Consider the following 23,922-nt stretch of genomic DNA (forward strand, 5'->3'; position numbering starts at 1 on the left):
GCGCCGCCTCCGGCGACCCGCCTCACCCCGCCGCGACCCGCACCGCACGATCGCGCAGCGTCTCCGACGGCCGCTTGCCGAACAGCCGCCGGTAATCGGTCGCGAACTGGCTCAGGTGCCAGAAGCCCCACGCCTCGGCCACATCCTGCACCGAACCGGCCGCGCGGCCGCACAGATCGCGCCGCGCGCCGTTCAGACGCAGCGTGCGCAGGTAGGTCGCGGGCGCCATCCCGAGCACGTCCTGGAAGCAGTACTGCAGCGTCCGCCGGCTCACGAGCAGCTGCTCGCACAGCTCCGGCACGCCGACCGGGCGCGTGCGGTGCGCAAGCACGTAGTCGCGCGCCTGCTCGACGATCCAGCGGCGCGTCGACGGCGCGGCGCCGCCGCCGTCGTCACCCGGTTGCGCGCACGCATCGAACAGCGCGGCCAGCACGTCGGCCTGCAGGTCGTCGCGCTGCGCATCGGGCAGCGGACCGGCCGCCGCCACCGCGCCGTCGAGGCGGCGGCCGAGCAGCGCGCACAGGCGCGCGAGCCGCGCATCGCCGACCTGCATCACGCGCTGTGTGAAGAGCCGCTCGTCGAGCGCACGGCGCTCGACTTCGTCGGCATAGCGGCGCAGCACGTCGCCGCGCACGACGACGCCGTAGATCGAGAACTGCGCGGGCGTCACCAGTTCGAATTCGACGTTGCCGGGCCGGAATGCGAGGGCGCCGGGCCCGATGCGACACGCATCGACGCGCGCGGTGCCGTCGCACACGAGCGGGATGCCGAACCAGTACGCATCGCCGCGGACTTCGCACGCCTGGCGCAGCAGGTGGCTCGTCGATTCTCGAAACAGCTTCATCGTGTCGAGCGGCAGCTCGGTCAGCGTGCCGACGAAGCGGCCGGCCGCGAGCTGGTCGTAGGTCTGCCGCCAGCCGATCAGGTTGCGCGCCTGCTCGTCGGCATCGTGCGCGACGCTGACGACGGCCTGCCCGGCCTGTGCGTCGTCGCCCTGCGCGTTGCGCCGCGTGTCTTCGGCGGTCGGTTCTTCAATACACGCCACGTGTTGATCCATCGTGTCCTCCCTCACCTGCGCGGAACCGCGCCTGTCACGCAAGTCCCGTGCCGAACCGCCCGGCCCCGCGAACCGCCCGCCATGCCACGCTGCCCGGCCGGCGCGCGCCATGCGGGCGCACCCGAAGGCGGCGTCCCGCGCACGCCGCCGGTGCGAGCCGCGCTGCAACCGCGCATGTGCCGCCGCGGGCGGATGGCCCCCGGATACCGGCTACCCGGCCGGCTTCGGCCGCGCACCCCGTGTGCCGCAGTTGCCGTACGCCTGCCCGATCGCCAGCGCCACGATCGCGCTGCCCGCCGCCCACGGCTGCGCATTCGCGTCCGGCAGATCGGCCCGCAGCGTCGCGCGGCCGTTGATCCGGTAGCGGATCCCGCGCACGAAATCGACGAACAGCAACCCGATACCGCTGCCGTCGCACGCGGCCGCGTCGATGCGGCCACCGTCGCCGCCATGCGCGGGCAACGCGAACCGCAGCGTCTTCGTGTCGATCACGCGCACCACCGGCAGCAGATCGCCGATCGCGTCGCGCAGGCTCTGCACGATGTCGCAGGTCACGGATGCGCGTGCGCCGCTTGTGGTGCCGGCGAACATGAACGGCTGCGACTCGACGAACTGCCGCACGCCGATGTTCAGGCGCGTCGTCACGACGTCACGCATCCGCTCGGCTTCGTCGGCCACGCCGAAGCGGCGCTGCGAATCGAGTTCGGAGTTCGCCCGCGTGAAAGACGGGATGGCGCGGAAAGGATCGGGGCTGCTCAGCCATGCTGGGGGTGGTCGCACGCATCGGCGCACCGTGCCGCCGCGCGCACGCGGCTGCCGGTATCGTTTCCGGCGCAGGCTGCAACAAGCGCAGCCTGCGTCGAATGTCGAAATCGAACGGGGCGAAATGCCGGGCCCCACCGGCCCCGGCGCTTCGCCCCCGCGTCGGCTATCAGAAGAACCCGAGCGCCTCGGCCTGGTAGCTGACCAGCAGGCACTTCGTCTGCTGATAGTTCGACAGCGCCATCTTGTGCGTCTCGCGGCCGATCCCCGACTGCTTGTAGCCGCCGAACGCCGCGTGCGCGGGGTACAGGTGGTAGCAGTTGGTCCACACGCGGCCGGCCTCGACCTCGCGGCCCATCCGGTACGCACGCGTGCCGTTGCGCGTCCACACGCCTGCGCCGAGCCCGTAGAACGTATCGTTCGCGAGTTCGATCGCGTCCGCCTCGTCCTTGAACGTCATCACCGACGCGACCGGCCCGAAGATCTCTTCCTGGAACACGCGCATCTTGTTGTTGCCGAGCAGCATCGTCGGCTTCACGTAGTAGCCCGTGCCGAGTTCGGCAGCCGGCGCCGTGCGCTCGCCGCCCGTCAGGCATTGCGCGCCTTCGCCGCGGCCGATGTCGATGTACGACAGGATCTTGTCGAGCTGCTGCTGCGACGCCTGCGCGCCGATCATCGTCTGCAGGTCGAGCGGGTGGCCGGCCTTGATGCGTTCGACCCGCGCGACGGCCTTCTCGATGAAACGTTCGTAGATCGATTCCTGGATCAGGATCCGCGACGGGCACGTGCACACTTCGCCCTGGTTCAGCGCGAACATCGCGAGCCCTTCGAGCGCCTTGTCGAGGAACGCGTCGTCCTGGTCGAGCACGTCGGCGAAGAAGATGTTCGGGCTCTTGCCGCCCAGCTCGACCGTCGACGGGATCAGGCTGTCGGCCGCCGCGCGCAGGATGTGCTTGCCGACCGGCGTCGAGCCCGTGAACGCGATCTTCGCGATCCGCTTGCTGGTCGCGAGCGCCTCGCCCGCTTCCTTGCCGAAGCCGTTCACGATGTTGATCGTGCCGGCCGGGAACAGGTCGCCGATCAGCTCCATCAGCACCAGCACCGACGCGGGCGTCTGCTCGGCCGGCTTCATCACGACGCAGCAGCCGGCCGCGAGCGCCGGTGCGAGCTTCCATGCGGCCATCAGCAGCGGGAAGTTCCACGGGATGATCTGGCCGACCACGCCGAGCGGCTCGTGGAAGTGATACGCGACGGTGTTGTCGTCGATTTCGGAGATACCGCCTTCCTGCGCGCGGATGCAGCCCGCGAAGTAGCGGAAGTGGTCGATCGCGAGCGGCAGGTCGGCTGCCATCGTCTCGCGCAGCGGCTTGCCGTTGTCGATCGTCTCGGCCACGGCCAGCAGCTTCAGGTTCTTTTCCATCCGCTCGGCGGCGGCGAGCAGCAGGTTCGCACGCTCGGCCACGGACGTCTTGCCCCACTTGCGGCGCGCGGCATGCGCGGCGTCGAGCGCCAGCTCGATGTCGTCGGCGCCCGAGCGCGGCACGCGACAGAACGGCTGACCGTTGATCGGCGACACGTTCTCGAAATACTCGCCCTTCACCGGCGCCACCCACTTGCCGCCGATGTAGTTGTCGTACTGCTGACGGTACGGGTATTCGACGTCGAGGCCCAGTTGCTTCAGGTCAAACGGGTTCATACATGTCTCCTGTTCATCGTGCTTGTGTGAGTACAGCGCCGGTTGGAATGCGCTGCACCCGTTTACGCAACATGCGTGCCATCTTGCACGGCCTCGCCCACGCACGCGCCGCGCGCGCGCCATCCCGGCGAATGCGCAGATTCGGAACACCCTGAGCGGTTCGCACGCGTCATGCTGTGCCAATTCGGGACAGCGGCGTGCGGCACGTGGCGCATCAGCCTCGCTTGTATCGCAATGCTTCCCCGCTCAACGAGCTGAGCGACGCGCCGAAACGGTTGGCGCGTTGTCCGTCGTTGACGGTCGAGTAGTCGCGCAAACCGTCCGTTGCCCCCTTGAGTCCCCAACGTTCGACCGACCTGTTCGGGGCCAACACGGGATTGCCAGCGCTGGTCGCCATCCTGTCCTGAATGCCGAGCGCGAAATAGACCCGTTTCTTCGCCCCGTAAAGCGCCGGCGTTGCCTTGACCAACGGGTCGCCCGTCGCCCCCGCCAGGAACCGGGCGTACATGTAGTGCTCGGCGGCGGCGAGATTGATGTCATTCGGGCTGTCCGTACGACGGAGCAACTGCAACGATCGAAATGCGCGGCGCACCTGCTCCACGATGTCCCCCTCGCCTCCTCCGGCACGAAAAATCGCAAAGTTGATGGTGTTTTGAACGACGTCGTCACTGACTTGCTCATTCATTCCGATTCTCCTGTGGCTTTCTACGGCGCTTCGAGACGCTGCGTATCCCCTTCACCGAAAGATCGATGTGTACGTGGCGCGGTCGTCTTAGAGTTTCGGAGCAGATGCAGGAAAATCAAGCGAAAGTTGCGAATGCGACGATGCGCAACGGTCGAGCGACGCGACGCGCCGCCGGTGCCGGCACGACGCGTCGGCTCGCGAGCAGCGGCCCGTCAGTCAGGCTCGCCGCGCGCATGCATCGCCGGACTCCACGCCACGCCGCCCGCCGAGAAACACGAACACGACTGCCGCGCACAGCAACGTGACGACGGCCAGCCCGATCAGCAGATGGTCGAACGCCTGCGCGTAGCTTTGCTGCAACACCGCGCGCCCGGCCTGCGGCCACACCGCGGCGGCGCCGCCAAGGTCGCCGGTCGCGAGCCGGGCGGACGCACGGACGATAGCCTCTGGCGTCGCGCCCGCCACGGACGCTGCGCGCAGCCCCGCCTGCGCGAGCGTCGCGAGCACCGCGCCGGCGATCGCGAGCGCGATGCCCTCACCCGCCACCCGCGTCGTGCTGAAGATGCCGGTCGCCATCCCGGCGCGCTCCTTCGGCACGACGCTCACCGACAGCCCGTCCATCAGCCCCCACGGCATGCCGGCGCCGACGCCGATCGCAAGCATCGGCGCGATCGCCGCGGGCCCCGCGCCGCCGCGCAATGCGACGCTCAGCCACACGAGCCCCGCCGCCGCGATCACGAGCCCGACGGCGGAAATCACGCCGGCCGACAGCCCGCGCGTGAGCGTCGCCGCGACGAACGGCACGACCAGCATCGGCGCGGAAATCGCGAGCATCAGCCAGCCGGCGTCGATCTCGCTGAAGCCGTCGATGCCGATGAAGCGCAGCGGCAGCACGACGAGCAGCACGATGTAGCAGCAGCAGGTCGACACCGGCAGCACCTGCACGCCGACGAAGCGCGCGATGCGGAACAGCGACAGGTCGAGCATCGGCCGCGCGACGCGCGTCTCGATCATCACGAATGCGCCCGCGCCCAGCGCGGCGCCGGCCAGCAGCACGATCACGAGCGCACTCGACCAGCCGCGCGCGGGCGCCTCGATCACGCCGAACGTGAACAGCGTCAGCGCGGTGGTGAACGCGGCCGTGCCGGGCCAGTCGAGCCCCGTCGCATGCGGGTCGCGCGACTCGTGCATGCGCGGCAGCCCGACCACCAGCGACAGCACGCCGGCCACCGCGCTCGTCACGAAGATCGCACGCCAGCCGTAGTGCCCGATCAGGCCGCCGGCGAGCACGGGCCCGAACGCGAGCCCGATGCCGAAGGTCGTGCCGAGCAGGCTGAACGCACGCGTACGCGCCGCGCCGTCGAACTCCTGCGCGAGCGCGGCCGTGCCGCCGGCGAGCGCCGCGGCCGCCGCGAGTCCTTGCGCGGCGCGCAGCAGGTCGACCGCGAGCATCGACGGCGCGAACGCAAGCGCGACCGACATCAGCGTGAAACCGCCGACGCCGATCGCGAACAGGCGCTTGCGGCCGAACTGATCGGCGAGCGCGCCCGATGCCATCAGGAAACTGCCGAACGCGAGCATGAACGCGTTGGTGATCCAGTTCATCGCGACCGGGCTGCCGTGCAGGTCGCGGCCGATCGCCGGCGTCGCGACCGCGCCGCCCGAAAACGACAGCGGCAGTGCGACGGCGGCCATGCACACGGCGGCCAGCACCCATGCACGCCGGCGTGCCGACCGGGCTGAAACGGCTGAAACGGGGTGATCCATCATCGCTCCTCGAAAAGCCGGCGCGGATGCACCGTCAGAGCGACAGAAGATAAATCCGATTCAATTCGCGAAAAACCACGCAAATTTCCGCATATAACGGACTAAAATTCCGCAATTGACTCAATCGCGTGCGTCGGCGCACGTTCTTCGATTCGATGGAAAACCTGTCCGGCATCGTCGCCTTCGTCCGCACCGCCGACGCGCTGAGCTTCGTCGCGGCCGGCCGCGCGCTCGGCATCTCGGCGTCGGCGGTCGGCAAGACGATCGCGAAGCTCGAACAGTCGCTCGGCGTGCGCCTGTTCAACCGCACGACGCGACGCGTCACGCTCACCGAAGAGGGCCGGCACTTTTACGAACGCTGCCAGCGGATCCTCGAGGATTTCCGCGATGCGGAAGCGACCGTGACGGCGTCGGCGCAGCGCCCGCGCGGCAAGCTGCGCGTGAGCCTGCCGGTGATCGGCTACCGCTTCCTGCTGCCGGTACTGCCCGAATTCCGGCAGCGCTATCCGGACGTCGAGCTCGATCTCGATTTCAACGACCGGATGGTCGACGTCGTCGAAGGCGGGTTCGACGCGGTGATCCGCAGCGGGCCGCTGACCGATTCGAGCCTGATGTCGCGGCGGCTCGGCCCGTTCGCGTTCGTGCTGTGTGCAACGCCCGCCTATCTCGCGCAGGCCGGCACGCCGCGCACGCCGCACGATCTCGAAGCGCACGACTGCGTGCGCTACTGCTTCCCGACCACCGGCAAGCTGCAGGACTGGGCGCTCGCAGCCGACGACGGCACACCGCTGAAGCTGCGCACCGCGATGACCTGCAACAACATGGAGGCGCTGCGCGGCACCGTGCTCGCGGGGCTCGGCATCGGCTACATGCCCGACTTCCTCGCGCGCGACGCGCTCGAACAGGGCGCGCTCGTCACCGTGCTCGACGATTACCGGATCGCGCCGGGGCAGTTCTCGATCGTGTGGCCGTCGAGCCGGCAGCTGTCGCCGAAGCTGCGCGTGTTCGTCGATTTCCTGTGCGAACGGCTGTTCAGGTAATCACGTCGTCCCGATCCGCTCCGCTTCCGCCGGCGGCAGCAACGCATCGCTGTCGTCCTTCAGCCCGACGCCCGTCAGCTGAAGCCTGCGCGCATGCGTCATCAGGTAATGCAGCTTGTGCGCGGCGGCCGCGTGCGGCAGCCCTTCGGGCCGCACGTTCGAGATGCAGTTGCGCAGCGCGTCGTGACAGCCGACCTTCGGCGCCCACGTCAGGTACACGCCAAGGCTGTCCGGCGAGCTGAGCCCCGGCCGTTCGCCGATCAGCATCGCGACGACCTTCGCGCGCAGCAGCTCGCCGATCTCGTCGCCGAGCGCGACGCGCGCCTGCGTCGCCACCACCACCGGGCCGATCCGCCAGCCGTCCGCGTCGAGCCGCGGCCGCACGGCCTGCAGCAACGGCAATGCCTGCTTCGCGGCCGCGAACGCCGACAGCCCGTCGCCAACCACGAACACGACGTCGGGCGCATCGTCGAGCGCCGCACCGTGGCCGGCCAGCAGCGCACGCCCTTCGTCGGACAGCTTGCGGCCGAGATCGGGCCGGCGCAGGTAATGCTGACGGTCGGGCGCCGCGCTCTGCACGCCGAGCGTCGCGAAACCGGCCGCATCGAGCGCGCGTCGCAGCGCGTCGCTATCGAGCGGCTGGTGTACCGCATCGCGCGCCTGCGCATGCGACAGGTTGAACGCGAGCAGCGGCGCGGTCGGCAGGCTGTTGCCTGCGCGACCGAGCGCGATCCGCGCATTCGTGAACGACTTCAGCTGCGCCCACGGGTTCTTTTCGACGGCGTCGCTCATGCCGAAATCCCCATCCAGTCGTTCGCGCCTGCGAGCAGCGGCACGCGCGACGTCGCCGCGCGCAGCGCGCCATGCGCGTCGGCGATCTCCATCGTCTCCAGCCACTCCTCGAATTCCGGTGCGCGGCGCAACCCGAGCACCTCGCGCACGTAGAGCTGGTCGTGGAACGACGTGCTCTGGTAGTTCAGCATCACGTCGTCCGCGCCCGGGATCCCCATGATGAAGTTGATGCCGGCCGCACCGAGCAGCGTCAGCAGCGTGTCCATGTCGTCCTGGTCGGCTTCCGCATGGTTCGTGTAGCAGATGTCGCAGCCCATCGGCACGCCGAGCAGCTTCCCGCAGAAGTGATCCTCGAGCCCCGCGCGGATGATCTGCTTGCCGTCGTAAAGATATTCGGGGCCGATGAAGCCGACCACCGTGTTCACGAGGAACGGCTCGAACTTGCGCGCGACCGCATACGCGCGCACTTCGCAGGTCTGCTGGTCGACGCCGAAGTGCGCGTTCGCCGACAGCGCGCTGCCCTGGCCCGTCTCGAAGTACATGAGATTGTTGCCGACGGTGCCGCGCCGCAGCGACAACGCCGCCTCGTGCGCCTCGCCGAGCAGCGCGAGCGAGATCCCGAAGCTCGCGTTCGCCTTCTCGGTGCCCGCGATCGACTGGAACACGAGGTCGACCGGCGCGCCCTTCTCGATCGCCGCGATCGTGTTGGTCACGTGCGTGAGCACGCACGACTGCGTCGGCACGCCGTAGCGTTCGCGGAACCCGTCGATCATCGCGAGCAGTTTCACAATCGCCGCGAGGCTGTCGGTGGCCGGGTTGATGCCGATCATCGCGTCGCCGCAGCCGTACATCAGCCCGTCGAGCATCGATGCGGCGATGCCCTTCACGTCGTCGGTCGGGTGGTTCGGCTGCAGCCGCACCGACATCCGGCCGGCGAGCCCGACCGTGTTGCGAAAGCGCGTGACGACACGGCGCTTGCGGGCGGCCGCGATCAGGTCCTGGTTGCGCATCAGCTTCGACACGGCCGCGACCATCTCGGGCGTGAGGCCCGGCGCGATCCGTTCGAGCGCCGCGCCGTCGGCCGCGGGCGACAGCAGCCAGTTGCGGAAATCGCCGACGGTGAGGTGCGAGATTTCCGCGAACGCCTGCGCGTCGTGATCGTCGATGATCAGGCGCGTGACCTCGTCGTCTTCGTACGGGATCACCGCTTCGTTCAGGAACGCCTTCAGCGGCACGCCCGCGAGCGCGATCTTCGCGGCCACGCGCTCCTCCTCGCTCGCCGCCGCGACACCGGCGAGCTGGTCGCCGGAACGCAGCGGGCTCGCCTTCGCGAGCAGCGTCTTCAGGTCCGCGAAGCGGTACGTGCGCGGACCGATCGTCTCCGTATAGGACATCGTGCGAGCCTCCTTGCCCATCCAAACCAAAAGCCGACGGCGCGCCCGTTCGACGGGGCGCGCCGGATGCCGTCAGAAACGGCCTGCCACTTTCACCTTCACCTTCACCCCGCTCACTCCTCCAGCAGCGCGTCGCCGGGCGCACTCGCGCGCTGCGAACGCGTCGCGAGGAAGTACGCGTAGCCGAGCGCGAGGAAGCCGACGAACACCAGCGCGACCAGCCCGTTGAAGTACACCATCGTACCGAGACAGATGAACGCCGCCAGGATCGCGAAGGCCGGGAAAACCGGGTACAGCGGCGCGCGGAACGGCCGCGCCATGTTCGGCTGCGAGCGGCGCAGCTTGAACAGCGACGCCATGCTCACGATATACATCACGATCGCACCGAATACCGACATCGTCACGATATTCGCGGTCAGCGTCTGCCCGCCGAACTGGATCAGCTCGTCGCTGTAGATCGCCGCGATGCCGACCACGCCGCCCGCGATGATCGCGCGGTAAGGCGTCTTGAAACGCGGATGCACCTTCGCGAGCCATTCGGGCAGGTAGCCTTCGCGGGCCAGCGCGAAGATCTGTCGCGAATAACCGAGGATGATCCCGTGGAACGACGCGACGAGCCCGAACAGCCCGAGCCACACGAGCATGTGCATCCAGCCGCTGTTCGCGCCGACGATGTACTTCATTGCCTGCGGCAGCGGATCGTTGATGTTCGCGAGCTTGGTCCAGTCGCCAGCGCCGCCGGCGAACACCATCACGCCGATCGCGAGCGCAACGAGGGTCAGGATCCCGGCCACGTACGCGATCGGAATCGAGCGCTTCGGGTTCTTCGCTTCCTCGGCGGCCATCGCGACGCCTTCGATCGCGAGGAAGAACCAGATCGCGAACGGGATCGCCGCGAACATCCCGTGGAACGCGCCCACGCTGAAATGATCGGCGCCCGACCAGCCACCCTTCATGAAGTTGCTCCACGCGAAGCCCGGCGACACGACGCCCATGAACACCAGCAGCTCGAAGATCGCGAACAGCGTGACGACGAGCTCGAAGGTTGCCGCGATCTGCACGCCGACGATGTTCAGCGCCATGAACACGAGATACGCGCCCATCGCCGCATGCTTCGGCTCGAGGCCCGGGAACTGCACGTGCAGGTACGCACCGATCGCCAGCGCGATCGCGGGGGGTGCGAACACGAACTCGACGAGCGTCGCGGCGCCGGCGAGATAGCCGCCGGTCGGGCCGAACGCTCGGCGCGCATACGCGAACGGGCCGCCCGCGTGCGGGATCGACGTCGTCAGCTCGGTGAAACTGAAGATGAAGGTCGTGTACATCGCCGCGACGAACAGCGCGGTGACGACGAAGCCCAGCGTACCGGCACTCGCCCAGCCGTAGCTCCAGCCGAAGTATTCGCCGGAAATCACGAGGCCGACCGCGATGCCCCACAGTTGCCAGGTCCCGAGCGTCTGCTGCAGCGCGGGCTGGCCGGACGACTTGGCGCCGGCGGCGGGCCGGCCATTCGACTCTGCTTTCATCGGACTCTCTCCTCAAAGGCGCCGGGCCTGCCGGCCAGCGCGACTGAGAATCGATGCTAGAGAGTCATTAAACGACGTGTTATCGAAATTCGGCAAAGATCGCGGCTGACGTTTCGCTTGCGAAAACGCCGGCCGCGTTCGTTGCGACGGCGATCCGGCCGCACGAAGCGGCCGGATCGGCGGCACTTACTGGCTGCCGCCGCGCTGGTTGAACCAGCGGTCGAGCAGCTTGCCGGCCGCTTCACGGCCGCCGAGGCCGAACGACAGTGCGACGGCCACCGCGATCGCGCCGAGCACGAGGCCGAACGCGAGCTGGACGATCTCGTTCGCGATGCCCATCGCGCGCAGCCCCATCGCGAACACGAGGCCGAGGATCGCGAATTGCGCGATCCGCGCGAACAGCACGCTGTGCTCGCGATCGGCCTGCTCGATCACGCGGCGCGCCAGGCCCGCGAGCCACACGCCGATCACGAGGATCACGCCGCCCATCAGCACGTGGCCGCCGAACTCGATGAACAGCGTGACGACGTCACGCACCTGCGAGAAGCCGAGCCGGTTCGCGGCTTCGACCGACGCGAACAGCATCGCGAAAAACACGATCAACCGCGCGACCAGCACCGACGGCTGCAGGATGCCCGAGAACACGCGCTCGACGCCGAGCACGGCCGGCAGCCCGTCGGCGCCGGCGGCTTCCAGCAGCTTCTGCGCGAGCGACGCGACGAAGCGCGCGAAATAGAACGTGACGAGCACGATCACGATCGCCGCGAAGATGTCCGGCACCGCGCCGAGGAACTGGTTCAGCATGTTGGTCGCCGGAATCGAGATCGCGTCGATCTTCAGCGCGTCGAGCGCGGAGATCAGCGTCGGCACGAACACGAACACGTAGACGATCGTGCCGACCAGGCTCGACACGCGCACGGGCGTCGGGCTGTCGATGCCCTGCGTGAGGCGGTCGGCGCCGGCGGCGATCAGCAGGTTCGTCACGAGGCCGCGCAGCACGCGTGCGACGACCCAGCCGACGAAGCCGATCACCGCGGCCGCGAACAGGTTCGGCACGATCGCGAGCAGCTTGTCGACCATCCCCTGCACCGGCGACAGCAGGCCCGACAGCGCGAACGACGCGAGGATCGCCGGCAGGAACATCAGGATCACGAGCCAGAACAGCACGTCGCCGAGATAGCCGCTCATCGGCTGCATGCCGGCGCCTTCGGACAGCTTGTCGTCGATCTTGCTGGCCTTCAGCGCGCGGTTCGCGAGGCTGCGCAGCAGCGACGCGATCAGCCACGCGATCAGCGTCAGCGCCGCGCCGCCGATCAGGTTCGGCAGGTAGTTGACGATGTGCGTGACGAGCAGCGAGAACGGATTGGAGACCGCATACAGGTTGAGCACGTTGAAGATGCCCACCGCGGTGACGAGCAGCACGAGCCAGAACAGGCCGCCGGCGATGATGCGCTCGACGCAGGCGCCCTGGCCGGTACTGTCGGTGATCCGCTGATCGACCTTCAGCGCGTTGAGCAGGCGCAGCGCACCGGCCCGCACCGCCACGGCGATCAGCCAGCCGATCACCAGGATGCCGATCGCGCCGGCGATCTTGGGCAAGTATCCGCCTAGCGTGGTCTGCAGCGACGTGATGAAGCTGGAAGCATCCATTTCTTCTTCTCCCGAAAAACGTGGTGTTGCGATTGAACATCGACGAACTACCTGCGTACTTCGAAAAGCGTGCTGCCCCGTCCGAGCAACTTACCCGAGAAAAATGACGCGATCACCCGATTTCACCGTCTTTAACTTTAGTCATTGATCGCTGAGGGACAAGACCCCATTTCAGCAATATAAAAAAGGGACGGATTTATGGCGGCTACGTATTTCCGCAAGATTTGTTCATTCGGGCCGTGCTACCGTGGCGTCGGTTCTTGCCCGGACACGTCGATGACAGCCGAAACGAAACCCGACAAACCCGCGTGGGTCCGCTATGCGGCGAGCGTGGCGCGCGTTCACGAATACATCCGCGCGCATCTCGACGGCCCGCTCGACCTGAACCGGCTCGCCGAAGTCGCGTGCCTGTCGCCGTATCACTGGCAGCGCGTCTACCGCGCGCTGTACGGCGAGTCGATCGTGTTGACGGTGCGGCGGATGCGGATCGTGCGCGCGTCCGAGGATCTCGTGTGCACGGCGCGGCCGATCGACGAGATCGCGCGGCGTGCGGGTTACGGTTCGACGCACGCGTTCGCGCGGGCGTTTCGCGATGCTTATGGCGTGCCGCCCGCGCAGCACCGGCGCACGGGCACGCACCGGCCGGTTTATCCACTGCAGCGAGGAGAGGAAGACATGTTCAAGCATGAGGTCGAGATCCGGCGCCTGCCGGAACTGAGCGGCTACGCGGTCGCGCATACCGGCGCGTACATGAAGGTCGGCGATGCGTTCGGGCGGATCGGCGCGTGGGTCGGGCAGCATGGGCTGATCGGCCCGGGCGCGAAGATGATCGGCATTTTTTACGACGATCCGGACACCACGCCCGAAGCGCAGTTGCGCGCGAAAGCCTGCTTCATGCCGGCCGACGGCGCGCCGGACGTCGAACCCGTGCCGCCGGTGGAGCGCGCGTCGGTGGCGGGCGGCGAGTACGCCGTGCTGCTGCATACGGGGCCGTATGCGGACCTGAAGACGGCCTACCAGTGGCTCTACGGCGACTGGCTGCGCCACTCGGGCCGCGAAGCGGCGGACGCGCCGCCGTTCGAGCTGTACCTCAATACGCCGATGGACACGGCGCCGGCCGACCTGCGCACCGAGATTCACCTGCCGCTGCGCTGAGCGACGAGCCGGTGCGCCGGCCGTGAAACGACACGCGCCGGCCGATGGTCATGCCCGGCCGATGGTCATGCCCGGCCGGCGCGAATGAGCGGCATGCCTGTTACGCCGCCTGCGTCCCGCACCCGGGACAGAAGCGCGCGTCGGCCGCCAGCGCCGTGTGGCAACGGCTGCAGGCCCGGCTGCGTTGCGCCGCGCCGCACTGCGCGCAGAAGCGCGCATCGGCCGCATTGAGCGCGCCGCAGCCCGCGCACGCAAGCTGGCTCAGCGGCACGTTGCCGCCGTGCCCGGCACTGGCGTCGGCCGGCGCCTGCCAGCCCCAGCCGTAGCGATCGCGGCCGCGTGCGTCGTGGCCGCCGTGCGCGTCGCGGCGCTGCCCGCCGTGATGCCCGCCGCCGTGGCTACCGCTACCGCCGCTGCCGTGCCCGCTGCCATGGCCACCGCCGTGGCCGCCCAGGATCCGTTTCAGAAAGCTCATCGCCCGCTCCTCAACGCTTGGCCTGTGCACCGCCGAACGCCCCGGAGGACGACAGCAGCCGCAAGCCGTTGGCCACGACGATCAGGCTCGCGCCCGCGTCGGCGAAGACTGCCATCCACATCGTGCCGAGCCCCGCGACCGTGAGGCCGAGGAACACGACCTTCACGCCGAGCGCGAAGCCGATGTTCTGCACCAGCACGCGGTGCGTCGCACGCGACAGCCGCACGAACGCGGGAATCTTGCGCAGGTCGTCGTCCATCAGCGCGACGTCGGCCGTCTCGATCGCCGTGTCGGTGCCCATCGCGCCCATCGCGAAACCGATGTCGGCACGCGCAAGCGCCGGGGCATCGTTGATCCCGTCGCCGACCATCCCGACCGCGCCCGCGCCGCCGGCCAACAGCTCCTCGACCGCCGCGAGCTTGTCTTCCGGCAACTGGTTGCCGCGTGCGTCGTCGATGCCGGCCTGCTTCGCGATCGCCTGCGCGGTATGCGGGTTGTCGCCCGTCAGCATCGCGGTGCGGATGCCGAGCGCGTGCAGATCGGCGATCGCTTCACGGCTCGTGTCCTTGATCGTGTCGGCCACCGCGAAGATGCCCAGCACGCGCGCTTCGTCGACCAGCACCACGACGCTCTTGCCCTGCCGCTCCAGCGCGTCGAGCTTCGCTTCGAGCGCCGTCGAGCAGCGCTCGAGCTCCTCGACGAGCCGGTGGTTGCCGAGCCAGTAGCGCGTGCCGTCGATCGTGCCGCGCACGCCGCGCCCGACGATCGCTTCGAAGTCCTGCACATCGGCGAATGCCGTCGTGCCGGCATCGCGGGACGCGGCAGCAATCGCCTGCGACACCGGGTGATCGGAGCGCGCCGCGAGGCTCGCGCCGAGATGCCGCACGCGTGCCGCATCGGCGCCGTCCGCATGCACGTCGAAGTCGGTCTGCACCGGCTTGCCGTGCGTGATCGTGCCGGTCTTGTCGAGTGCGAGCCAGGCAAGCTTGCGCCCTTCTTCCAGGTAGACGCCGCCCTTCACCAGAATCCCGCGCCGCGCCGCGGCCGCGAGACCCGACACGATCGTCACCGGCGTCGAGATCACCAGCGCACACGGGCATGCGATCACGAGCAGCACCAGCGCGCGATAGATCCAGTCGTGCCATGCGCCGCCCATCACGACCGGCGGCACCACCGCGACCAGCAAGGCGACCGCGAACACGATCGGCGTGTACACGCGCGCGAACTGGTCGACGAAGCGCTGCGTCGGCGCCTTCGCACCTTGTGCTTCCTCGACCGCGTGGATGATCCGCGCGAGCGTCGAGTTCGCCGCGACGGCCGTCACGCGATATTCGAACGAGCCCGATTCGTTGATCGTGCCCGCATACACGGCGTCGCCGGCCGTCTTTTCGACGGGCAGGCTCTCGCCGGTGATCGGCGCCTGGTTGACCGTCGAGCGGCCCGCGACGACTTCGCCGTCCAGCCCGATCCGTTCGCCCGGCTTCACGCGGACGACCGCGCCGAGCGCGACCTGCGCGGCCTCGATCGTGCGCCACGAGCCGTCCGCGTCCTGCACGGTCGCGGTATCCGGCGCGAGCTGCATCAGGCCCTGGATCGCATTGCGCGCGCGGTCGAGCGACTTCGCTTCGATCAATTCGGCGATCGTGAACAGCACCATCACCATCGCGGCTTCCGGCCACTGGCCGATCGCCATCGCGCCCGTCACCGCGATGCTCATCAGCGCGTTGATGTTCAGGTTGCCGTTGCGGATCGCGATCCAGCCCTTCTTGTACGTGGTGAGCCCGCATGCGAGCACCGCGGCGAGCGCGAGCGCCGCCGACAGCCACACCGGCAGCCCGGCCCACGTCGCCCCTTCGGACGCGATCGCGGCGACGCCGGCGAGCGCCAGCGGCCACCACGGCTTCGCGGGCGCGTCCGCGACGCGCGCCGCCGATGCGCCGGCCGTCGCGGCCTCGGGCGTCATCCCGAGCGTGCGGATCACGCTTTCGATCGCCGGCTGCGCGCCGGGCACGTGCTCGACGGTCAGCATCCGCTGCATCAGGTTGAATTCGAGCGCCGACACTTCGTTCATCCCGCCGAGCTTCTTGCGGATCAGCGTTTCCTCGGTCGGGCAGTCCATCTGCATGATCCGGAACGCCGAGCGCACGTGACCCGACGCGGTCGCCTGCGCGACCGGCAGCGGCGCGAGCGTCAGCGCGGCAGGCGCGCAGCAGTCGCCGGCCGCGTGGTCGTGGTCGTGGTCGTGGTCGTGGTCGTGGTCGTGGTCGTGACCGGCATGGTCGTGCGCGGCGTGGTCGTGCGAGCACGCCGCGCCGTGTACATGCGCATCGCCGGGTGAACGATCGTGACCCGCTTCGTCGTGCGCCGCATGATCGTGCGCGCCCGTCGCGCCGTGCCGATGCCCGTCGTCGTGCGAATGATCGTGATCATGGTCGCGGCCGCGCGATGCAGCCTCGCCGTGCGCGCGCTCGCCGGCCGCCGGCGCCGCGTCGGCAACGGTCGCCGTCTGCGTGTCGCGCGGGTCGGCGCAGCACGCATCGGCGCCGCCGGCATGACGGTGTCGTGGGTCGTGGGTACGCTTGGCGTCGGTCATGACAACCTCCTTTGTGGCTTGACGGTGTAGAGTTAACACCCTGAAGCCACTACAAGGTCAACCCTTACACGGGAGAAAGGCATGAAGATCGGCGAACTGGCCAAAGCGGCCCGCTGCACCCCCGAGACGATCCGTTTCTACGAGAAAGAGGGTCTGATGCCGGATGCGGAGCGCACCGACTCGAACTACCGCAACTACACCGACGTGCACGTCGAACGGCTGCGCTTCATCCGCAACTGCCGCGCGCTTGACATGGCGCACGACGAAATCCGCGCGTTGCTGCAGCTCACCGACACGCCGGCCGACCGCTGCGATTCGATCAATTCGCTGCTCGACGATCACATCGGACACGTCGATGCGCGCCTGGCGGAACTCACGCATCTGCGCGACCAGCTCACCGAATTGCGCCGCCAGTGCGTCGGCGAGCATTCGGTCGAGGATTGCGGAATCGTGCACGGTCTCGCGACGATGGAAACCGTCGCACCGGCCGCGAAGCGTTCGCACCTCGGCTGAAACCCTTGTGAAATAAGATAGCCTGATTGAGAATAGTTATATTCTTACTAGATATATTCTAACTATTCATGCCTACGAGCCGCCCGTCCCCGCTTGCGCTGGCCGTCCTCGCGACGCTCACCGAAACGCCCATGCATCCGTATGGGATGTTGCAGCAACTGAAGGCCCGCGGATACGACGAAGTCGTCAACGTGCGGCAGCGCACGAGCCTCTACCAGACGATCGACCGGCTGCTGCGCGACGGGATGATCGCCGTGCACGACACCGAGCGCGACGGCGCGTTTCCGGAGCGCACGCTGTATGCGCTGACCGAAGCCGGGCATACGGCGGGGCAGGCGTGGCTGCATGCGCTGCTCGCGGAGCCCGCACGTGAATTCCCGGTGTTCGGCGCCGGTCTCGCGTTCCTGCCGCTGCTCGACGCCGAAGATGCCCGTCACCAGCTCGAACTGCGGATTGCGCGGCTCGACGCCGAACGCGAACGGCTGGAAGCGCTGCGCGCCACCGCGCAGGCCGACCAGGTGCCGCGCCTGTTCCTGCTGCAGAACGAACATGCGCTGGTGCTGCTCAATGCGGAGCTGGATTGGGCACGCAGCGTCGTCGAACACCTGAAGATCGGCGCGCTGCGCTGGGTGGACGGCTGAAGCATCAGGCAGGTCGATTCCCGCACGTCACGGGAATCGGCGCTGTCAAAGCACCTTGCCGGGATTGAGAATGCCGCGCGGGTCCAGCGCGGCCTTCAGGCGCCGCATCAGCCCGATTTCCGCGTCGCTGCGCGTATGCGCGAGATAAGGACGCTTGAGCACGCCGATCCCGTGCTCGGCGGACACCGAGCCGCCCATGTCGCGCACCACCGCGTACACGCCGTGATCGAGCGCATCGAGGTCCGCGTCGGTCATCCCGGCCAGCGACACGCCGATATGCACGTTGCCGTCGCCGACATGGCCGAAGAACAGGCACGTGACGTCCGGCCAGCGCGCCCGCAACGCCGCCTCGCAGCGTTCGGCGAACGCGCCGAGTTCGCCGGTCGGCAAACTCACGTCGAAGTTGACGAGATGCGGCAGCGCATCGATCGCGAGACCTTCGCGCAGCGTCCACAGGTCGCGCGCCTGCCGCTCCGATGCCGCGAGCACCGCGTCGTCCACGAGCCCTGCGTCGAACCCCGCCGCGAGACCGGTTTCCAGCGCCTGGTGCGCGTCGCCGCCCGGTGCGCTCGTCGCGCATTCGATCAGTACCGCGAAACCCTCCTCGCCGACAAACGGCGCCGAGACACCCGGCGTATGACGCGCGACGTAGTCGTAGAACGCCGGCCACATCGCCTCGAAACTGACGACTTCCGGCAGCGTGCGCACGCGGTTCCACAGCGCGACCACCGCGCCGTAGTCGCGCACGCGGCAGAGCGCCGTGGCCGGCGCGGCGAGCAGCGGATGCAGCCGCAACACCGCGCGCGTGACGACGCCGAGCGTCCCCTCGCTGCCGATGAACAACTGCTTCAGGTCGTAGCCCGCGTTGTTCTTCAGCATCCGGTTCATCGACGACACGACCGTGCCGTCCGCGAGCACCGCCTCGAGCCCGAGCACCTGCTCGCGCATCATCCCGTAGCGGATCGCGCGCGTGCCGCCCGCATTGGTCGCGAGCATGCCGCCGATCTGGCACGAGCCGCGCGCGCCGAGATCGACGCCGAACGTGAACCCCGCCGCTTCCGCGGCTTCCTGCACCGTCTGCAGCGGCGTCCCCGCGCGCACGGTCATCGTGCCGGCCGCCGCGTCGATCGCTTCGATACCGGCCAAGCGCTCCATCGACAGCACGACCTCGCCGCCGAGCGCGACTGCGCCACGCGCGAGCCCCGTCAGCCCGCCCTGCGGCACGACCGGCTGCCCGAGCCGCGCGCACAGCGCGAGCGTGCGCGACACGTCGTCGACGCTGCGCGGGCGCACCAGCGCACGCGGCCGCACGCCGGCCGGCTCGTTGTACGCGGTGAAGTACCGCGGATCGATGTCGGCGGCACGGGTGACGAGCGCGTCGCCCAGTTCGGCAACGAGCACGGCGTCGAGCGCCTCGCCCGGCTGCGCATCGCCGCGCGCCTCGCCGCCCGCGGCAACCGTCTCCCGGTTCTGCATCGCGGCCCCGCTTACTTCGTCGAAATGTCGATATCGCCGAAATACTTCAGGCCGAGCGACTTCACCGTGCCGTCCGCCTTCAGCTTGTCGATCGCCGCGTCGAGCTTCGCCTTCAGCGCGTCGTCGCCCTTGCGCAGGCCGAATGCGATGCCGCTGCCGAGGATCTTGTCGTCGTGCACCGGCTGGCCGACGAACGAGAAGCCCTTGCCGTCCGGGCGCGACAGGAAGCCGCGCTGGCCGGACGGTGCGAGCACGAGCGTCGCGTCGAGGCGGCCCGCTACAAGGTCCGCATACGCCTGGTTCTGGTCCTGGTACGCGACGATCGCGACGCCGGCCGGTTCCCAGTGCGCCTTCGCGAAGGTTTCCTGGATCGACGCCTGCAGCACGCCGACGCGCTTGCCCTTCAGCGATTCGGGCGTCGGCAGCAGGCCGCTGCCGGTGCGCGCGATCAGCTGGGTCGGCACGCGATAGACGATCGTCGTAAAGTCGATCGCCTGGCGCCGCTGCTCGGTCGCGTTCATCGCCGAGTTGATCGCGTCGAACTTGCGGCCCTTCAGCGCGGGAATCAGCCCGTCGAACGACGTCTCGACCCATTTGCACGACAACTTCGCCGTCCGGCAGACGGCATTGCCGACGTCGATGTCGAAGCCTTGCAGGTCGCCGTTCGGCGCTTTCGATTCGAACGGCGGGTATTGCGCTTCGAGGCCGAAACGCAGCGTCTGCGTATCGGCGAGCGCGGCGCCGGAGCCGATTGCGCATGCGAGCGCAAACGCGAGTTTCAGGGTGGCCGTGTGCTTCATCGTGATCTCCTGTGACTGGTCGATGCGACATGCCCGTCGCCGGGTGCCCGTCGCCGGTTTCTTACAGCGAACGCAGCCGCCGCGCGCCTTCGACCAGCGTCGCGTCGTCCTTCGAAAAACTGAGCCGGATCACGCCGGCGTCGGTGCCGTCGGTATAGAACGCCGACAGCGGAATCGTCGCGACCCGCGCGTCGCGGATCAGGCGCAGCACGAAATCGCTGTCGCTTTCGTCCGAGAAGTGGCGGAAACGCGCGAGCATGAAGAACGAGCCTTCGCTCGGCAGCAGCTCGAAACGCGAATCGGCCAGCTCGCGCGCGAGCAGGTCGCGCTTGGCCTGGTAGAACGCCGACAGGCCGAGATAGCTGTCCGGCCGCGCGAGGATCTCCGCGAACGCGAACTGCATCGGCGTGTCGGCCGAGAACACCATGAACTGGTGCACCTTGCGAATCTCGTCCATCAGTTCGGCCGGCGCGAGGCAATGGCCGACCCGCCAGCCGGTCACGTGGAACGACTTGCCGAACGACGACACGATCACGCTGCGCTCGGCCAGCTCGCGGTGGCGCGCGACGCTCTGGTGCCGCGCGCCGTCGAACACGACGTGCTCGTAGACCTCGTCGGACAGCACGACGATGCCCGTGTCGCGCGTGAGCTGCGCGAGCCGCTCGAGATCGTCGGCCGAGAACACCGTCGCGGTCGGGTTGTGCGGCGTGTTGACGATGATCATCCGCGTGCGCGGCGTGATCGCGGCGGCGACCTCATCCCAGTTCACGCGGAAATGCCCGGGCGACAGCTTGATCGCGACCGGCGTCGCGCCCTGCAGCCGCACGATCGGCGCATAGCTGTCGAACGACGGCTCGAAATGGATCACCTCGTCGCCCGGATGCACGAGCGCGCTGATTGCCGCGTACAGCCCTTCGCTCGCGCTCGCGATCACCGTGATTTCGGTCGCGGGGTCATAGCGTGCGCCGTACAGCGCTTCCGTCTTCTCGGCGAGCCGCTCGCGCAGCGCCATGACGCCCGCCATCGGCGCGTACTGGTTGTGCCCGTCGCGCATCGCGCGCGCGACGCCTTCGACGAGCGCCGGATCGGGCGCGAAATTCGGCGCGCCCTGCGACAGGTTCAACGCATCGTGTTGAGCGGCCAGCTGGCCGATCACCGTGAAGATCGTCGTGCCGACGTCGGGCAGTTTCGAACGGGGCGCGGTGGCGCTTCGCATGACTCCTCCTTCTGATGTCCTTCGGGCGGGGCCGCGCGGCGTGTGGGGCCCTGCATCTGCCGCATGATTTAGCCCCAGCCAATATCGGCGGACAATCGAAAGTTCGTCATGGCGGCCATGCATTTTTCTCATGGCTCAAGGAGAGAAGCACGCAGCGGCAACGCAGACCGACGGGCCTGACATGCGAATCAGGCATTTCCCCTACGGAATGCTACGCATCCGCCGCTGCCAGGTACGCGAGCAGCACGGCCCGCAGTTCGCGGCGTTGCGCGGCGAAATCGAGCGCAGGCCCGAGCGTCAGCAACGCCTGCGACAGGCCGCCGTAGCAGATCGCGTGAGCCATGCGTGCGAGCCCGTCGAGCCGCCCGGCCGGCGGCGGATCGGCCGTATGGGCCAGCGCGTCGCGCCACAGCGCGACATACGCGTCGTAATGCCGGCGATACGCGGCCAGCGGCGACACCTGCCGCTCCAGCACGAACAGCGCGCCCCACAGCGCCGCGTCGGCGGCGATCGCGTCGACCTGCAGATCGACGAGCGCGGCGGCCAGTTCGGCCCGCGGCACGCCGCGCAACCGCTGCACCGTGTCGCGCAGCCGGTCGGCCAGCGCCAGCACGCGGCGGTGGATGCAGAGCGCGGCAAGGCTCTGCTTGTCGCCGAAATACTCGTAGAAGGTGCCGATGCTGACGCCCGCGACGGCCGCGATCTCGCGGATCGTCGCCTTTGCATAGCCGCGTTCGAGCAAAAGCTGAACGAAGGCCTGCTGCAGCGCGTCGGAACTCGCCTGCGCGCGCGACTGGCGCGGCCGGCGGCGCAAGGCGGGCGCGGGTTGCGCCGCCGGCTGGCCGGGCGGCGCCGGAACCTGAACATGTCGCGGCGGCATATTTGCTACTCTGAAATCAGCAGGGAATACGTTTTACCGGGCGCCGGAACCCGCGCCGACGCGCCGTCCGTACGGCATGGCGCCGGCTGCCCGCGAAGCCTGAGACCGGAGACACGCTCGATGACCGAATCGACTCACGCCGTCGCGAACCAGTTCGACGAACTCGTCGACTATAACCTCTTCGCGACGGATCTCGCGCTGCGCGACGCGCTCGCCCGGGCAGGCGCCGACTGGGCCGTGCCGCAGCTCGACGCGTACGGCGCGCGGCTCGGCAGCGCCGACACCGCGCGGCTCGCCGACGAAGCGAACCACCATCCGCCGGAACTGAACACGTTCGACCGGCGCGGCCGGCGCATCGACCGCGTCGACTTCCACCCCGCATGGCACGCGCTGCTCGGCCAGTATCGCCACGAAGGCTTCGTGTCGCTCGCGTTCCGCGAGTCTCGCCGCGGCCGCTGGGCCGCGACCGCCGCGGGCTTCTACCTGCATGGCCAGATCGAGGCCGGCACGCTGTGCCCGGCCACGATGACGCAGGCCGCGATCCCCGTGCTGCAGAAGGAGCCGGCACTGTGGGACCTGCTGCGCGACAAGCTCTACAGCGACGATTACGATCCCCGCGATGTCCCGGTCGCCGGCAAGCGCGCGATCTGGTTCGGCATGGGGATGACCGAGAAACAGGGCGGCTCCGACGTGCGCGCGAACACGACGCTCGCCACGCCGGTCGGCGCGGGCGGGCGCGGCGGCGAATACCGGCTGCGCGGCCACAAGTGGTTCTTCTCCGCGCCGATGTGCGACGCGCACCTCGTCGTCGCACGCACCGAAGCCGGCGGCCCGTCGTGCTTCTACGTGCCGCGCTGGCGGCCCGACGGCACGAAGAACGCGGTCGAGATCCAGCGGCTGAAGAACAAGGTCGGCAACCGCAGCAACTCCAGCAGCGAAATCGAGCTGAACGACGCGTGGGGCATCATGCTCGGCGACGAAGGCCGCGGCATTCCGACCATCATCGAGATGGCCACCTACACGCGGCTGAACTGCGTGCTCGGCAGCGCGGCGATGCTGCGCCAGGGCGTCGTGCAGGCGATCGCGTACACGCGCCAGCGCCACGCGTTCGGCCGCGCGCTCGCCGAACAGCCGCTGATGCGCACCGTGCTCGCCGATCTCGCGCTCGAAAGCGAAGCCGCGCTGTCGCTCGCGATGCGCCTCGCCGACGCGTTCGAACGCGACGACTCGCCGCGCGAACGCGCATGGAAGCGGATCGTCACGCCCGCCGCGAAATTCTGGGTCTGCAAGCGCGCGGTCGAGCTGACCGGCGAGGTGATGGAAGTATTCGGCGGCAACGGCTACGTCGACGACGGCCCGATCGCGCGGCTGTTCCGCGAAGCGCCCGTCAACTCGATCTGGGAAGGCTCGGGCAACGTGATGTGCCTCGACGTGCTGCGCGCGATATCGCGCGAGCCCGACGCGGCCGCCGCGCTGTTCGACGAACTCGCCGGCCTCGGCGCGGGCGAGCCGCGCATCCGTGCGGCGCTCGACGCGCTGCGCGCGATGCTCGCGGCGCCGGCCGACACGCTCGAAGCATCGGGCCGCGTGTTCGCGCAGCGGCTCGCGCTCGTCGCGCAGGCCTGCCTGCTGCGCCGCGATGCACCGGCGGCCGTCGCCGACGCGTTCGTCGCGACGCGGCTCGCCGCGCCCGACTGGGGCCGCGTTGCGGGCGGCTTCGACCCGCATGCGATCGACGTCGCCGCGCTGCTGCAGCGCGCGTACCCGGCCTGATCGGCGCCGCCCCCCGTCCTGCCCGGAGCCT

At 68.9% G+C, this 23,922-nt stretch carries 19 protein-coding genes and 1 pseudogene; 5 read left to right on the top strand and 15 right to left on the bottom strand.

The features are described from left to right. Window positions 1-22: 22 nt before the first annotated feature. The 5 genes and pseudogenes from BLA15945_RS22620 to BLA15945_RS22640 form a co-directional block, all read right to left on the bottom strand. Window positions 23-1,057 carry a helix-turn-helix domain-containing protein gene (locus tag BLA15945_RS22620; protein WP_059232772.1) on the bottom strand — a complete coding sequence of 345 codons (1,035 nt, stop codon included), beginning with the start codon at window positions 1,055-1,057 and terminating at the stop codon, window positions 23-25. A 210-nt stretch (window positions 1,058-1,267) separates the two neighbouring features. Then, window positions 1,268-1,820, bottom strand: a pseudogene (locus BLA15945_RS22625) (hypothetical protein). A 168-nt stretch (window positions 1,821-1,988) separates the two neighbouring features. Beyond that, window positions 1,989-3,515: an acetaldehyde dehydrogenase ExaC gene (gene exaC, locus BLA15945_RS22630; RefSeq protein ID WP_174993420.1), complete on the bottom strand. Its 1,527-nt coding sequence runs from the start codon at window positions 3,513-3,515 to the stop codon at window positions 1,989-1,991. A gap of 214 nt (window positions 3,516-3,729) precedes the next feature. Beyond that, entirely contained in the window at window positions 3,730-4,200 is a 471-nt protein-coding gene (locus BLA15945_RS22635) for a hypothetical protein (RefSeq protein ID WP_174993421.1), read from the bottom strand. 216 nt (window positions 4,201-4,416) lie between these two features. After that, on the bottom strand, window positions 4,417-5,967 hold the full coding sequence (locus tag BLA15945_RS22640; protein WP_059232775.1) for an MFS transporter: 1,551 nt from the start codon (window positions 5,965-5,967) through the stop codon (window positions 4,417-4,419). A 155-nt stretch (window positions 5,968-6,122) separates the two neighbouring features. Here BLA15945_RS22640 and BLA15945_RS22645 point away from each other — a divergent pair, with 155 nt between their 5' ends. After that, entirely contained in the window at window positions 6,123-7,007 is an 885-nt protein-coding gene (locus tag BLA15945_RS22645) for a LysR family transcriptional regulator (protein WP_059236531.1), read from the top strand. Here BLA15945_RS22645 and eutC read toward each other — a convergent pair whose 3' ends face one another. The 4 genes from eutC to BLA15945_RS22665 form a co-directional block, all read right to left on the bottom strand. Then, window positions 7,008-7,799: an ethanolamine ammonia-lyase subunit EutC gene (gene eutC, locus BLA15945_RS22650; RefSeq protein WP_059232776.1), complete on the bottom strand. Its 792-nt coding sequence runs from the start codon at window positions 7,797-7,799 to the stop codon at window positions 7,008-7,010. After that, entirely contained in the window at window positions 7,796-9,193 is a 1,398-nt protein-coding gene (locus BLA15945_RS22655; protein ID WP_059236533.1) for an ethanolamine ammonia-lyase subunit EutB, read from the bottom strand. Before BLA15945_RS22655 ends, eutC begins: the two co-directional genes overlap by 4 nt. A 113-nt stretch (window positions 9,194-9,306) precedes the next feature. Continuing rightward, the gene (gene eat / locus BLA15945_RS22660; RefSeq protein WP_174993422.1) at window positions 9,307-10,719 is read right to left on the bottom strand and encodes an ethanolamine permease; all 1,413 of its coding nucleotides are present in this window, start codon (window positions 10,717-10,719) and stop codon (window positions 9,307-9,309) included. Window positions 10,720-10,905: 186 nt separating this feature from the next. Then, a complete protein-coding gene (locus BLA15945_RS22665; RefSeq protein ID WP_059232778.1) occupies window positions 10,906-12,369 on the bottom strand; it encodes a mechanosensitive ion channel in 1,464 nt (487 codons plus the stop codon). Window positions 12,370-12,645: 276 nt separating this feature from the next. Between BLA15945_RS22665 and BLA15945_RS22670 the strand changes: the two genes are divergently transcribed. Continuing rightward, window positions 12,646-13,524, top strand: coding sequence for an AraC family transcriptional regulator (locus BLA15945_RS22670; protein ID WP_059232779.1), 879 nt, complete (start codon window positions 12,646-12,648; stop codon window positions 13,522-13,524). A 100-nt stretch (window positions 13,525-13,624) separates the two neighbouring features. Here the strand turns inward: BLA15945_RS22670 and BLA15945_RS22675 are convergent, their stop codons facing one another. Further along, the gene (locus BLA15945_RS22675; protein ID WP_174993423.1) at window positions 13,625-13,999 is read right to left on the bottom strand and encodes a zinc ribbon domain-containing protein; all 375 of its coding nucleotides are present in this window, start codon (window positions 13,997-13,999) and stop codon (window positions 13,625-13,627) included. A 10-nt stretch (window positions 14,000-14,009) separates the two neighbouring features. After that, entirely contained in the window at window positions 14,010-16,592 is a 2,583-nt protein-coding gene (locus BLA15945_RS22680; RefSeq protein WP_174993424.1) for a heavy metal translocating P-type ATPase, read from the bottom strand. A gap of 81 nt (window positions 16,593-16,673) precedes the next feature. On the opposite strand from BLA15945_RS22680, the gene cadR reads away from it, so the two are divergent. Continuing rightward, complete coding sequence (gene cadR / locus BLA15945_RS22685; RefSeq protein WP_011546785.1) at window positions 16,674-17,105, top strand: Cd(II)/Pb(II)-responsive transcriptional regulator; 432 nt, start codon at window positions 16,674-16,676, stop codon at window positions 17,103-17,105. A gap of 68 nt (window positions 17,106-17,173) precedes the next feature. After that, entirely contained in the window at window positions 17,174-17,746 is a 573-nt protein-coding gene (locus tag BLA15945_RS22690; RefSeq protein ID WP_174993425.1) for a PadR family transcriptional regulator, read from the top strand. 45 nt (window positions 17,747-17,791) lie between these two features. Here the strand turns inward: BLA15945_RS22690 and BLA15945_RS22695 are convergent, their stop codons facing one another. From BLA15945_RS22695 to BLA15945_RS22710, 4 genes are all read right to left on the bottom strand, one after another. Next, window positions 17,792-19,222 carry an FAD-binding oxidoreductase gene (locus BLA15945_RS22695; RefSeq protein ID WP_174993426.1) on the bottom strand — a complete coding sequence of 477 codons (1,431 nt, stop codon included), beginning with the start codon at window positions 19,220-19,222 and terminating at the stop codon, window positions 17,792-17,794. An 11-nt stretch (window positions 19,223-19,233) separates the two neighbouring features. Then, window positions 19,234-20,022 carry an ABC transporter substrate-binding protein gene (locus tag BLA15945_RS22700; protein ID WP_059232784.1) on the bottom strand — a complete coding sequence of 263 codons (789 nt, stop codon included), beginning with the start codon at window positions 20,020-20,022 and terminating at the stop codon, window positions 19,234-19,236. A gap of 61 nt (window positions 20,023-20,083) precedes the next feature. Beyond that, window positions 20,084-21,238, bottom strand: coding sequence for a pyridoxal phosphate-dependent aminotransferase (locus BLA15945_RS22705; RefSeq protein ID WP_174993427.1), 1,155 nt, complete (start codon window positions 21,236-21,238; stop codon window positions 20,084-20,086). A gap of 211 nt (window positions 21,239-21,449) precedes the next feature. After that, entirely contained in the window at window positions 21,450-22,118 is a 669-nt protein-coding gene (locus tag BLA15945_RS22710; protein ID WP_059232786.1) for a TetR/AcrR family transcriptional regulator, read from the bottom strand. Between the two features lie 120 nt (window positions 22,119-22,238). Between BLA15945_RS22710 and BLA15945_RS22715 the strand changes: the two genes are divergently transcribed. Beyond that, window positions 22,239-23,891, top strand: a complete 1,653-nt coding sequence (locus BLA15945_RS22715; protein ID WP_174993428.1) for an acyl-CoA dehydrogenase family protein — start codon at window positions 22,239-22,241, stop codon at window positions 23,889-23,891. The last annotated feature ends 31 nt before the right edge of the window (window positions 23,892-23,922 follow it).

It is taken from the genome of Burkholderia arboris, from assembly GCF_902499125.1.
GTDB classification, from domain to species: domain Bacteria; phylum Pseudomonadota; class Gammaproteobacteria; order Burkholderiales; family Burkholderiaceae; genus Burkholderia; species Burkholderia arboris.

Coding starts and splice junctions, on each gene's coding strand:
- BLA15945_RS22620 (WP_059232772.1), bottom strand. CDS start 1,057: ATGGATCAACACGTGGCGTGTATTGAAGAACCGACCGCCGAAGACACG.
- exaC (WP_174993420.1), bottom strand. CDS start 3,515: ATGAACCCGTTTGACCTGAAGCAACTGGGCCTCGACGTCGAATACCCG.
- BLA15945_RS22635 (WP_174993421.1), bottom strand. CDS start 4,200: ATGAATGAGCAAGTCAGTGACGACGTCGTTCAAAACACCATCAACTTT.
- BLA15945_RS22640 (WP_059232775.1), bottom strand. CDS start 5,967: ATGGATCACCCCGTTTCAGCCGTTTCAGCCCGGTCGGCACGCCGGCGT.
- BLA15945_RS22645 (WP_059236531.1), top strand. CDS start 6,123: ATGGAAAACCTGTCCGGCATCGTCGCCTTCGTCCGCACCGCCGACGCG.
- eutC (WP_059232776.1), bottom strand. CDS start 7,799: ATGAGCGACGCCGTCGAAAAGAACCCGTGGGCGCAGCTGAAGTCGTTC.
- BLA15945_RS22655 (WP_059236533.1), bottom strand. CDS start 9,193: ATGTCCTATACGGAGACGATCGGTCCGCGCACGTACCGCTTCGCGGAC.
- eat (WP_174993422.1), bottom strand. CDS start 10,719: ATGAAAGCAGAGTCGAATGGCCGGCCCGCCGCCGGCGCCAAGTCGTCC.
- BLA15945_RS22665 (WP_059232778.1), bottom strand. CDS start 12,369: ATGGATGCTTCCAGCTTCATCACGTCGCTGCAGACCACGCTAGGCGGA.
- BLA15945_RS22670 (WP_059232779.1), top strand. CDS start 12,646: ATGACAGCCGAAACGAAACCCGACAAACCCGCGTGGGTCCGCTATGCG.
- BLA15945_RS22675 (WP_174993423.1), bottom strand. CDS start 13,999: ATGAGCTTTCTGAAACGGATCCTGGGCGGCCACGGCGGTGGCCATGGC.
- BLA15945_RS22680 (WP_174993424.1), bottom strand. CDS start 16,592: ATGACCGACGCCAAGCGTACCCACGACCCACGACACCGTCATGCCGGC.
- cadR (WP_011546785.1), top strand. CDS start 16,674: ATGAAGATCGGCGAACTGGCCAAAGCGGCCCGCTGCACCCCCGAGACG.
- BLA15945_RS22690 (WP_174993425.1), top strand. CDS start 17,174: ATGCCTACGAGCCGCCCGTCCCCGCTTGCGCTGGCCGTCCTCGCGACG.
- BLA15945_RS22695 (WP_174993426.1), bottom strand. CDS start 19,222: ATGCAGAACCGGGAGACGGTTGCCGCGGGCGGCGAGGCGCGCGGCGAT.
- BLA15945_RS22700 (WP_059232784.1), bottom strand. CDS start 20,022: ATGAAGCACACGGCCACCCTGAAACTCGCGTTTGCGCTCGCATGCGCA.
- BLA15945_RS22705 (WP_174993427.1), bottom strand. CDS start 21,238: ATGCGAAGCGCCACCGCGCCCCGTTCGAAACTGCCCGACGTCGGCACG.
- BLA15945_RS22710 (WP_059232786.1), bottom strand. CDS start 22,118: ATGCCGCCGCGACATGTTCAGGTTCCGGCGCCGCCCGGCCAGCCGGCG.
- BLA15945_RS22715 (WP_174993428.1), top strand. CDS start 22,239: ATGACCGAATCGACTCACGCCGTCGCGAACCAGTTCGACGAACTCGTC.